The sequence below is a fragment of the Streptomyces sp. NPDC031049 genome (genome assembly GCF_055571015.1).
In genome coordinates this window covers 372,900-383,435 of sequence record NZ_JBVIGC010000001.1, presented here as the reverse complement: position 1 = coordinate 383,435, position 10,536 = coordinate 372,900, and the positions used below count along the sequence as shown (strand labels likewise).

Annotated in this window: 11 protein-coding genes; all 11 read left to right on the top strand. The window is 72.5% G+C overall.

Annotated features, from left to right (window positions below):
• Positions 1-318: 318 nt before the first annotated feature.
• The 11 genes from ACZ45Q_RS01695 (at position 319) to ACZ45Q_RS01645 (ending at position 10,521) form a co-directional block, all read left to right on the top strand.
• On the top strand, positions 319-621 hold the full coding sequence (locus ACZ45Q_RS01695) for a hypothetical protein (protein WP_468253784.1): 303 nt from the start codon (positions 319-321) through the stop codon (positions 619-621).
• A 207-nt stretch (positions 622-828) separates the two neighbouring features.
• On the top strand, positions 829-1,725 hold the full coding sequence (locus ACZ45Q_RS01690) for a hypothetical protein (RefSeq protein WP_468253783.1): 897 nt from the start codon (positions 829-831) through the stop codon (positions 1,723-1,725).
• Positions 1,726-1,804: 79 nt separating this feature from the next.
• Positions 1,805-2,512 carry a Flp pilus assembly protein CpaB gene (cpaB, locus tag ACZ45Q_RS01685; RefSeq protein ID WP_468253782.1) on the top strand — a complete coding sequence of 236 codons (708 nt, stop codon included), beginning with the start codon at positions 1,805-1,807 and terminating at the stop codon, positions 2,510-2,512.
• A gap of 9 nt (positions 2,513-2,521) precedes the next feature.
• Entirely contained in the window at positions 2,522-3,775 is a 1,254-nt protein-coding gene (locus ACZ45Q_RS01680) for an AAA family ATPase (RefSeq protein WP_468253781.1), read from the top strand.
• Complete coding sequence (locus ACZ45Q_RS01675) at positions 3,772-4,182, top strand: TadE/TadG family type IV pilus assembly protein (RefSeq protein ID WP_468253780.1); 411 nt, start codon at positions 3,772-3,774, stop codon at positions 4,180-4,182. The genes ACZ45Q_RS01680 and ACZ45Q_RS01675 overlap by 4 nt, the downstream gene beginning before the upstream one ends.
• Positions 4,183-4,366: 184 nt before the next feature.
• Complete coding sequence (locus tag ACZ45Q_RS01670; RefSeq protein ID WP_468254299.1) at positions 4,367-4,759, top strand: TadE/TadG family type IV pilus assembly protein; 393 nt, start codon at positions 4,367-4,369, stop codon at positions 4,757-4,759.
• 31 nt (positions 4,760-4,790) lie between these two features.
• Positions 4,791-6,131: a CpaF family protein gene (locus tag ACZ45Q_RS01665; RefSeq protein WP_468253779.1), complete on the top strand. Its 1,341-nt coding sequence runs from the start codon at positions 4,791-4,793 to the stop codon at positions 6,129-6,131.
• Positions 6,132-6,177: 46 nt separating this feature from the next.
• A complete protein-coding gene (locus ACZ45Q_RS01660; protein WP_468254296.1) occupies positions 6,178-7,122 on the top strand; it encodes a type II secretion system F family protein in 945 nt (314 codons plus the stop codon).
• A gap of 16 nt (positions 7,123-7,138) precedes the next feature.
• Positions 7,139-8,026 carry a DUF5936 domain-containing protein gene (locus tag ACZ45Q_RS01655; protein ID WP_468253778.1) on the top strand — a complete coding sequence of 296 codons (888 nt, stop codon included), beginning with the start codon at positions 7,139-7,141 and terminating at the stop codon, positions 8,024-8,026.
• Between the two features lie 12 nt (positions 8,027-8,038).
• Entirely contained in the window at positions 8,039-9,724 is a 1,686-nt protein-coding gene (locus ACZ45Q_RS01650) for a sensor histidine kinase (RefSeq protein ID WP_468253777.1), read from the top strand.
• 2 nt (positions 9,725-9,726) lie between these two features.
• Entirely contained in the window at positions 9,727-10,521 is a 795-nt protein-coding gene (locus ACZ45Q_RS01645; RefSeq protein ID WP_468253776.1) for a response regulator, read from the top strand.
• Positions 10,522-10,536 lie beyond the last annotated feature (15 nt).

Sequence of the window (10,536 nt, the reverse complement as noted above, 5' to 3'; positions counted from 1 at the left end):
TGACATTTCCTCCGTAGAGGCTGGCCAGGTCTGGAGGAGTAGCCTATTGCACATATATCGACGCCGCCTGAGGCATGTAAGTGGCGGCTCGGAGCTTGAAAGGGCTACAGAGTCATTGGTGTCCTTCCTCGAGGGGTATGACGCGGAAACCCTTCTAATGGTGAGTGCCACCATTGCTCCGGAGGGGACGGAAATGTTCCTCGTGGATTCCGAAGAGACCCGTATCTTGCATTGGATGTCCATGTTCTCGCGATAGTTCAGGACCGGTGAAATTTCTCAGGCGGAGGCCTGTAGGTTGCGGGGTTTGATGTCCGGCCGGTGGAAGTCGTCGCCGGCTCGTCTCCGGACGTGGGTGAGTTGGACCGTGCCTGGCACCGGTCGGCTGTGGCCGTTTCGCTCTACGGCGCGAGGGGCGAGTTCGCCGTGCTGCCGCCCGGGTCGGGCGGCAGCACGGTGGGATGGGTGAGGGCGAGAGGCCGGGTGGCGAGTCGGCTGCCGTCGCGCATCGTCCGGGAGACAGGCTCTCCTGAGTTCCTTGCCGTTTCCGCCGACGGACGACACCTGTGCGCCGCTTCGGTGGAGGAGGGCGGCTACTGGGTGGTGGTGCACGAGTTCTCGTGACCCGCCCCTTCCGGTAGCAGTGCGCGGGCAACCTGTCCTGGTTTGCTGCAACTTGTGCAACACAAGTTGTTCTACAGCCACTGAAACGCTGTTCTCCGGTCACAGACGCGTGGATACAGTGCTCACGTAGTCACGCTGTGAAGTCGTCCTGGTGTGCCGGAGTGACGCCGGCCCATCCGCGGGGCATGGGGAGACGGGGAGCCGCGCGTGCCAACTGCCATCGCCGTGACCAGTGCCGACCTGGCGCTGCCGCCGCTGGACGAACGGACCCTGCCCGCGGTCGTGCTCCAGGACGTCGACCGGTGTCCGCTGGAGCAGGTGCTCGGCGAGCTACAGGCTCTCGTCGACCAGCACGGGCACGTGATCGTCGTCTGCTCGCAGGCCGCCCCGCCCGGCGTGGAGCGGCGGCTGCACACCGTCCGCTCGCTGCTGGAGAGCGACCGCATCGCCCTCTTCCGGCCGCCGCTGCCCCCGCTCGCCCTCGCCGTCCTCGCCCGCCAGCTGCGCCAGCTCGCCTCCTGCGACCTCGGCCCCGGCGTACTCGCCTCCGCCGGTCGGCTGCTCACCCACTATCTGCACGCCGGCGCGCTCCTCGGCTCCGTGGCCCGGCTCGACCGCGTCCCCGTCGGGCTCAAGTCGCACGCCAGGTCCTGGATGCCGGGCAGCCAGTTCGGCGTGCTGGCCCATCCCGAGCCGCAGCTCGTGCGGATGGGGCCGGACGCCGCCCTGCCCGGCCCGGAGTTCGGCACCTGGATGCTCGTCGCCCGCGGACAGCTCCAGTCCGACTGGGTCACCGGGACCCTCGCCCCCTCCTGGAACGTGACAGGGCTGCGGGAGGCCCCGCTGCCCGCCGAGTCGGCCGACTGGTGGGGCACGGGCAGGCTCATCGAGTTCTGCTCCTTCCTGCCCGACCTGTCCGTCCTCTACCAACTCGTGGCGTCCGTACGGCAGAACACCTGCCACTGGTGCGGCATCCATCTCATCGGCGACCGGTGCGTGTTCTGCTCCGCGACCCCGTCCACGGCCGACGACGACCGGCACCGCCCCGGCCCCCGGCACGCCCGCGCCCTCACCCACGACGAGAGACGCATGCTCACCACGTGAGCGGCGGGCCACAGCGACCGCACCGCCCCCTCCATCCGACCGCGCACCACCCACACCCCCCGACGAGGTTGCACGGCTCATGAACTCCCGTCAGCGCCGCGGCGTCATCCTCCTGATCCTCTCCGTCCTGTGCGCCCTGGGCGCGTTCGCCGGCGTGCTGTCCGTCATCGACGACGTGCAGTCCAAGGTCGGACCGGAGGTCACCGCCTACCGGGTCAAGTCCGATGTGAAGCCCTACACGGCCCTGAAACCGGACCAGTTCGAGAAGACCGAGATGCCCGAGCGCTGGCTGTCGGAGAACGCGGTCACCGATCTGTCCCGGATACGCGGCAAGATCGCCGTGACGACGCTCAAGGAGGGCTCGCTGCTCCAGAGCGACATGATCGTCGACCAGCCCGCCCTCCAGCCCGGACAGCAGGAGGTCGCCATCATGGTCGACGCGGCGACCGGCGTGGCCGGCAAGATCACTCCGGGCTCCGCCGTGAACGTGTACGCCACCTTCGAGGGCGAGCGCGAGGGCGACCCCGACCAGTCCAAGATCATCGTCACCAACGCCAAGGTCCTCGACGTCGGTGAGATCACCGCCCTGGAACCGGGGGACCGCAGCCGCGACCGCGGGCCCGCCGACGCCGTCCCGATCACCTTCGCCCTGTCCACCCTCGACGCCCAGCGCCTCACCTACGCCGAGTCCTTCGCCGAGCGGGTCCGCCTCGCGCTCGTGGCACCCGGCGGCGACACCACGGTCCCCGACGAGGACCGGACGTACGAACTCGCCAAGGACAAGTGAGAGGCCCGCATGCCCACGAGGATCCTCCCGGCGGTCGGCGACGCGGACGCGGTCCGGTCCCTCACGACGCTGCTCAGCCAGCTCCCGGACGCCGAACCGCTGGCCCCGGTCGTCGACTCCACCCAGCTCGTCGACACCCTCGCCCGGCTGGCCGCCGAGTCGGTGGACGAACTGCCCGAGGTGGTCGTCGTCCACGAGCGCATCGGCCCCGTCCCCGCCCTGGAACTGATCCGCGAGGTCGCCCTGCGCTTCCCCGCCGCCGGCGTCATCCTCGTCACCTCCGACGCCGGCCCCGGGCTCTTCCAGGCCGCCATGGACTACGGCGCCCGCGGCCTGGTCGCCCTCCCGCTCAGCTACGAGGAACTGGCCAGCCGGGTCCAGGCGGTGGCCCAGTGGTCGGCCGGCGTACGCCGCCACCTGGGCAGCGGCGGCGACGTGTTCACCGGCACCGGCGGCACCGTCGTCACGGTCAGCGGCGCCAAGGGCGGCGTCGGCACCACCGTCACCGCGATCGAGCTGGCCCTCGCCGCACAGGCCTCCGGCCGCCCCACCGCCCTGCTGGACATGGACCTCCAGACCGGTGACATCGCCTCCTACCTGGACGTCCAGTTCCGCCGTTCGGTCGCCGACCTGGCCACCATCACCGACATCTCCCCGCGCGTCCTGGCCGACGCCGTCTTCCGCCACGACACCGGCGTCGCCCTGCTACTCGCGCCCGCCGAGGGCGAACGCGGCGAGGAGGTCACCGACCGCGCCGCCCGGCAGATCGTCAGCGCCCTGCGCTCCCGCTACGAGGTCGTCGTCGTCGACTGCGGCGCCCAGCTCGGCGGAGCCGGCGCGGCGGCCGTGGAGATGGCCGACACCGCGCTGCTGGTCACCACCCCGGACGTGGTCGCCGTACGCGGCGCCAAGCGCGCCGTGCGGATGTGGGACCGGCTGCAGATCCGCAAGGCCGAGGAGACGACCGTCGTCGTCAACCGGCACACCCGCGCCACCGAGATCCAGCCCGCGCTCATCCAGCGGATCACCGGCACGGCGGTCGCCGCCACCACCGTCCCCGCGGGCTTCAAGGAACTCCAGGGCGCCGTGGACGCGGGCCGGCTGCACGAACTGGAGAACAAGAGCCAGGTGAAGCAGGCCCTGTGGGGCCTGGCCGGCGAACTCGGCCTGGTGCGGACGGCCGAGGGCACCCACCGCGGCGGCCGGTCCCGCGGCGACCGCGGGTCGGTCTCCTTCCGGCGGCGGAAAGAGATCGGGCGATGAGGACGGGGGCGCGGAGGTGGACGAGGGCGGACCGGCCGGGGCGCGACCGGGGGCAGGTCACCGTCGAGTTCCTCGGCATGACCCCGGTGATCCTGTTCACCCTGGCCGTGCTGTGGCAGCTCGTGCTCGTGGGATACACGTTCACGCTCGCGGGTAATGCTGCCGACGAGGCGGTACGGGCGGCCACGGCGGCGAGCCCGGGGGCGCGGCAGGGCGCCTGCCGGGCGGCCGGCCTGGAGAAGCTGCCGGGCGCGTGGGAGGGGGACGCCACGGTGAACTGCGGCACCGCGGGTGGCTACGTCACCGCCGACGTGACCCTGCGCGTCCCCGTCCTCTTCCCCGGCGCGGCCGGCTTCCCGTTCGACGTGCGCGGTCACGCGGGCGCCGTCGAGGAGGAGAAGGACTGACATGCCGTACCCGCCGAGCACACGCAGCAGAACGGCCGAGGACAGGTCCGGCGACATGGCCGAGGACAGGACCAGCGGCACGGTCGAGGACAGGACCAGCGGCACGGCCAAGGCCCCGGGAGCACCCCGCTCCCAGCGCCCCCGCGCCCAGCGCTCCCGCTCCTCCTTGCGCCTCCGGTCCCCCTTGCGCCCCCGCGTCCCCCCGCGCCCCCGCTCCCCCCGCCGCCCCGGCGACCGCGGCCAGGTCGCCATCGAGTACCTCGGCTTCCTCCCGATCCTGCTCCTCGTCGCCCTCGCCGCCGTACAGCTCGGCCTGATCGCCTACGCCGCCCAGCAGGCCGGCACCGCCGCCCGGGCCGGCGCGCGCAGTGCCTCGCTGGACGAGAGCGCCCAGGCGGCGTGCGCGGCTGCCGTCAGCGGCTGGCTGGCCGACGGCACCGACTGCCCGGCGGCCTACGGCGGCGACGCGGTGACGGTCACCGCCAGCGTCGACATCCCGTCCGTCGTCCCGGGCTGGGACTTCGGCGACGTCACCAGGGAGGCGACCATGCCGCTGGACCGAGGACCGGACACATGACCGACCACCCCGACAGCGAGGAGCCGGACGCATGAGCCTGCGCGCACGCATCCACTCGCCCGAGGAGCACGGCAGCCGGGGCGAGGACGGCCACCTGGTCGCCTCCTACCGCGCCAAGCTGCTGGAGGAGATCGACCTCGCGGAGATGGGCTCGCTGGCCGCCGCCGAGCGCCGCGCCCGGCTCGAGCGGGTGCTCGGCCACATCATCAGCCGGGAAGGCCCGGTGCTGTCCACCGTCGAGCGCTCCCAGCTGATCCGCCGGGTCGTGGACGAGGCCCTCGGACTCGGCATCCTGGAACCGCTGCTGGAGGACGCCTCCATCACGGAGATCATGGTCAACGGCCCGGACGCGATCTTCGTGGAGCGCGGCGGCCGGGTGGAGCAGCTCCCGCTCCGCTTCGCCTCCCACGACCAGCTGATGCAGACCATCGAGCGCATCGTCTCCACGGTCAACCGGCGCGTGGACGAGTCCAACCCGATGGTCGACGCCCGCCTGCCGTCCGGCGAGCGGGTCAACGTCATCATCCCGCCGCTGTCCCTGACCGGCGCCACGCTCACCATCCGCCGCTTCCCGCGCTCCTTCACGCTCCAGGAACTCGTCGGCCTCGGCTCGCTCGACGAGCACATGGTGTACCTGCTGGCCGGGCTGGTGCGGGCGAGGTTCAACATCATCGTCTCGGGCGCCACCGGCACCGGGAAGACCACCCTGCTCAACGCCCTGTCCGGCCTGATCCCGGAGTCCGAACGCATCATCACCATCGAGGACTCCGCGGAACTCCAGCTCCAGCAGGGCCACGTCATCCGCCTGGAGTCCCGCCCGCCGAACGTCGAGGGCCAGGGCCGGGTCACCATCCGCGACCTGGTCCGCAACTCGCTGCGCATGCGCCCCGACCGCATCGTCGTCGGCGAGGTCCGCGGCGGCGAGTCCCTCGACATGCTCCAGGCGATGTCCACCGGTCACGACGGCTCCCTCGCCACCGTCCACGCCAACAGCGCCGAGGACGCCCTGATGCGGTTGCAGACCCTGGCGTCGATGTCGGACGTCGAGGTCCCCTTCGTCGCCCTGCACGACCAGATCAACAGCGCCGTCGACGTCCTCGTGCAGCTCACCCGCTTCGCCGACGGCGCCCGCCGCATCACCGAGATCGCCCTGCTGACCAGCCACGGCGGCGAGCCCTACCGTCTGAGCACGGTGGCCCGCTTCCACGCCCGGCCCATGACCCCGGACGGCCGCGTCCACGGCACCTTCGAGCACCACCCCCTCCCGCGCCGCACCGCCGACCGCCTCTACATGGCGAGCCAGCCCGTCCCCCCGGCCTTCGGCGTCGCCCACGACGCGGCGCAGCTCGCCACCCGAGAAGCAGGCAGGTAGGAACCGACCGATGGCACCGGAAACCCGACCGCAGCCCCTGGCGGCGATGGAACTGTCCACCCTCGTCACGCTCACCACCGGCGTCACCCTGCTGACCTGCGCCCTGGCCGTGGCGGGCGTGCACTTCTACGCCGCCGGCCGCGCCCAGCGCCAGGCCCTCGTCGAGCGCCTCTCCGCCGCCGGCCAGGCTCCGCCGCCGGGCCGCCGACGGCACTTCCCGAACCTCGACCGCCGCCTGCGCCGCACCCGCCCGGGCCGCCGGCTCGAACTGCGGCTCGCCGCGACCGGACTGGACATCACCCCCGGCGAGTTCTCCGTCTACATGCTCGCCGGAGTCGCCGGACTGTGGCTGATCGGCCACGCCGCCCTCGCCCCGTTCTTCGGGCCGATCGCCGGGCTGCTCGGGATCTGGCTGGCCCTTCAGTTCCTCGACTGGCAGCGCCAGAAACGCATCGAGAAGTTCATCAACCAACTCCCCGAACTCGCCCGCATCCTGGCCAACGCCACCCAGGCGGGCCTCGCCCTGCGCACCGCCATCGGCATGGCGGCGGAGGAGCTGGAGGCCCCGGCGGGCGAGGAACTCGGCAAGGTGGCGGCGCAACTGGCCGTCGGCGCCTCGATGGACGAGGCGCTCGGCGAACTCTCCGAGCGCCTCCCTTCCCGAGAACTGGTCGTCCTGGTCACCACGCTGGTCCTGTCCAACCGCGCGGGCGGCCAGGTCGTCAGCGCGCTGCGCAACCTGACGGAGACCCTGGAGGAGCGCAAGGAGACCCGGCGCGAGATCCGCACCCAGCTCTCCCAGGTGAGCATGACGTCGTACGCCGTCCCGGTCCTCGGCATCGGCTCCCTGCTGCTGATGAACGGGGTGCGCGACGGCGCCCTGGAGCGCATGACGGGCTCCCCGGCCGGCCAGGCGGCGGTGATCGTCGCCTTCGCCCTGTACGCCGTCGGCTTCGTCCTCATCCGCCGCATGTCCCGGATCGACGTGTAGGGGAGGGACGACAGCCATGGGACTCGTACTGGCCCTGCTGATGGGCCTCGCCGTCTGGGGCGTCTTCGCCGGCGTCCGCATGTACCGCGCGGAGGCGAAACTCCCGAGCGACCTGGCGCTCGCCCTGGAGGTCGGCGCCACCCGCACCGGCCCCGTCGACTCGCTGGTCGACCGCCTCGGCATGCGGTACGCGCCCGCGGTGCTGCGGCTGATGGGGCCGCGGCAGGTCGCCCGGTACCGCCGCAAGATCGACCTCGCGGGCAACCCGGGCGGCCTCACCCTCGACCGCTACGCCGCCCGCCGGGCCGTCTACGGCTTCCTGGGCGCGGTCGGCTTCCTGGTCTTCCTCCTGCGCGGCCAGTACCTGGTGGCGCTGCTCCTGCTCGCCTTCGGCGCCTTCTGGACGGAGGTCGGCATCTGGTCGGCGATCCGCGTCCGCAAGGACGAGATCGAGCGCACGCTCCCCGACTTCCTGGACGTCCTCGCGGTCGTGGTCAGCGCCGGCCTGGGCTTCCGCCAGGCCCTCGACCGCGTGGCGAGCCGCTACGAAGGTCCCTGGGCGGACGAACTGCGCATCACGCTCCGCCAGATGGACCTCGGCATGAGCCGCCGCCAGGCCTTCGCGGAACTGCGCCGCCGCAACGACTCCGAGCAGGTGGCCATGTTCGTCACGGCGTTGCAGCAGGGCGAGGAACTGGGCGCCCCGATCGTGGAGACGCTGGTGTCGCTGGCCAAGGACATGCGCCGCACGGACGCCCAGAACGCCCGGCGCAAGGCGGCGCGGGCGGTGCCCAAGGCGACGCTGATGATCACCACGTTCATGGTGCCGGCCACGATGATCCTGCTCGGCGCCGGTCTCATCCTGGGCTCGGGGACGGACTTCGGGACGATCACCGGTGAGTAGGGGCTGAGGGCGATGGCTGTGACGAGGGCGAGCATGCACCCGGCGGCCCGGCGCGGCGTCCTGCGCCGCCGCGTCAGGGGCGCGGGCCCGGGGGCGGGCGCGAGCGCGGTCGCCGGAGGGCGGGCGGCCGACGCCCGCGGGGAGGCACGGGAGCCGTCGGCGGTACGGGAGCCGTGTGCCGCAGGTGACCCGCCGGTCGTACACGAGCCGTTTGCGGTGAGCGACCCGTCGGCCGTACGGGAGCCGTGTGCCGCAGGTGACCCGCCGGTCGCACGCGAGCCGTCCGCCGTAGGCGCCCCGTCCGCCGTACGCGCCCCGTCGGCCGTACAGGAGCCGTTTGCCGCGAGCGACCCGCCGGCCGGTCAGCCGCCGCAGGGCGTGGCGGGGCCGTCGAAGGGGCTCGCCGCCGCGGGCGCCCGTTACCGGCTGGACCAGCGGCCGGTCCCCGCGGCCCCGCCCGCGCCCGCGATGGCGCTCCAGGTCAACGCCCTCCAGGCGCTGTGCCGCCAGGTCTTCGGCTTCCGGCTGGCGATGATCGCCGTGGCGGCCCCCGCCGCACTCCTCAACGCCAACCCCGGGCTGGGCGCCCGGCTGGTCGGCGCCGCGGTGGTCGTGACGTTCATGGGCTCCTACGTCCTGTTCCGCGACTGGGAGCGCTTCGGCCCGTTCCTCCTGCGCCACCCCACCCTGCTCGCCGTGGACACGCTCTTCGGATCCCTGCTCCTGATCCCGGCGGGCCCGGACACCCCCCTGGCCTACGTCAGCCTCTGCACGCCGCTGCTGGCGGGCCTGGTCTACAGCTGGCGGGGAGCGGCGGTCTTCGCCTCCCTCCAGGCGCTGATCCTGCTCCTGCTCCAGACGGCGCTGGAGAACCCCGACCCGGCCGTCACGGAGCTGTCCCTGCTCCCCGGCCTCTGCGTCATCGCGGGAGCGGTCGGCTCCAGCCTGCGCAACCTGCTCCTGCGCTTCGGGTCCGCCACCGAGGCGCTGACGGCGACCCGGGCCCGGCTGGCGGTCACCGAGGCGGTGAGCGCCGAACGCGCCCGGCTCGCCCGTGAACTGCACGACTCGGTGGCCAAGACCCTGCACGGCGTGGCACTGGCCGCCGACGGACTCGCCGTCTCGGCGGGCACCGACCGGGCGGACCCGGCGCGGGTGCGGCAGCAGGCCGAACTGATCGCCCGGTCGGCCCGCAGGGCGGCGGCGGAGTCCCGCGAACTCCTGGCGGACCTGCGCCGCGAGACGGCCCCCGGGCCGGACCCGGACATCCTCGCGGAGCTGCGCTCCCGGACCCGCGACTTCGGCCGCCGCACGGGCCTGCGGACGACGTACGAGGAACCGCCGGGCCCTGCCGGACCCGGCACCCGGCCCGTCGACGTCCCGCCCACCGTGACCCGGCACCTCCTCTCCATCGCCGAGGAGGCCATGGAGAACGCCCACCGGCACGGCGCGCCGACCCGCGTCGAGGTACGGGCGGCGGTGGAGGCCGGTTGCCTGACGATCAGCGTCCACGACGACGGGACCGGTCTGCCGCCGGACCTGACCCTCGAAGGACTGCGCGACGCGGGCCACTTCGGCCTGGTCGGCATGGCGGAGCGGGCGGCGTCGGCAGGCGCCCGCCTCCGCATCGGCCGGGGCGACCACCCGACGGGCACGGAGGTCCGCGTGGACCTGCCGCTGACGGGAGGGGGAACGTGAACGTGAACGTGACCGGAAACGCCGGCCTGCCCCGGCCGCGCCTGCGGCTGATCGTGGCCGACGACAACCCCGTCGTCCGGGCCGGTCTCACCGCGCTGTTGTCGGACCACGAGGACCTCACCGTCGTCGCCGAGGCGGCGGACGGCCGCCAGGCCTGCGAGGCCGCCCGGCTGCATCGGCCCGACCTCGTCCTGCTGGACGTCCGCATGCCGGGGGTGGACGGCATCTCGGCGCTTCCGTACCTGGTCCGGATCGCCCCGGTGATGATGCTGACGTACAGCGGGGAGTCCGAGATCGTCCAGGAGGCGCTGCGGCTGGGCGCGGCCGGCTACCTGGTGCACGGCGAGTTCACCACGGAGCAACTGGTCACGGCGGTACGGGAGACCACGCGGGGCAGGACGCACATCACGCCGACGGCGGCGGGGGCGCTGCTGGCGCAACTGCGGGAGAGTACCGCACGAAGTGCGACTGCACATGCAATCCACTCTGAACTCCCCTTGAACGAAGCGGATGATGTCCCCCCTCTTTCGCAACTGCAACTATCTGTGGCACAGTCGTCGGAACGAGTGGACAGGTCGAGGGAGAGGTTCCGGCTCAGCGCGAGGGAGGCGGAGATCATGGACCTCATCGCGTCCGGCATGACCAATCAGCAGATCGCCGCGGCGTGCTTCATCAGCGAGAAGACGGTCAAGAACCACATCAACCGCATCTTCGCCAAGCTGCACAGCACCAGCCGCTCCGAGGCCGCCGCCAAGTGGCTGGGCACGGCACCGGATTCCCGACGAGGCCTGGAGTGATCCGCGGTGACCACT

Bases quoted from the DNA above. Each gene is read 5' to 3' on its own strand.
- ACZ45Q_RS01680 (WP_468253781.1), top strand. From the start codon at position 2,522: ATGCCCACGAGGATCCTCCCGGCGGTCGGCGACGCGGACGCGGTCCGG.
- ACZ45Q_RS01660 (WP_468254296.1), top strand. From the start codon at position 6,178: ATGGAACTGTCCACCCTCGTCACGCTCACCACCGGCGTCACCCTGCTG.
- ACZ45Q_RS01650 (WP_468253777.1), top strand. From the start codon at position 8,039: ATGGCTGTGACGAGGGCGAGCATGCACCCGGCGGCCCGGCGCGGCGTC.
- ACZ45Q_RS01655 (WP_468253778.1), top strand. From the start codon at position 7,139: ATGGGACTCGTACTGGCCCTGCTGATGGGCCTCGCCGTCTGGGGCGTC.
- ACZ45Q_RS01675 (WP_468253780.1), top strand. From the start codon at position 3,772: ATGAGGACGGGGGCGCGGAGGTGGACGAGGGCGGACCGGCCGGGGCGC.
- cpaB (WP_468253782.1), top strand. From the start codon at position 1,805: ATGAACTCCCGTCAGCGCCGCGGCGTCATCCTCCTGATCCTCTCCGTC.
- ACZ45Q_RS01665 (WP_468253779.1), top strand. From the start codon at position 4,791: ATGAGCCTGCGCGCACGCATCCACTCGCCCGAGGAGCACGGCAGCCGG.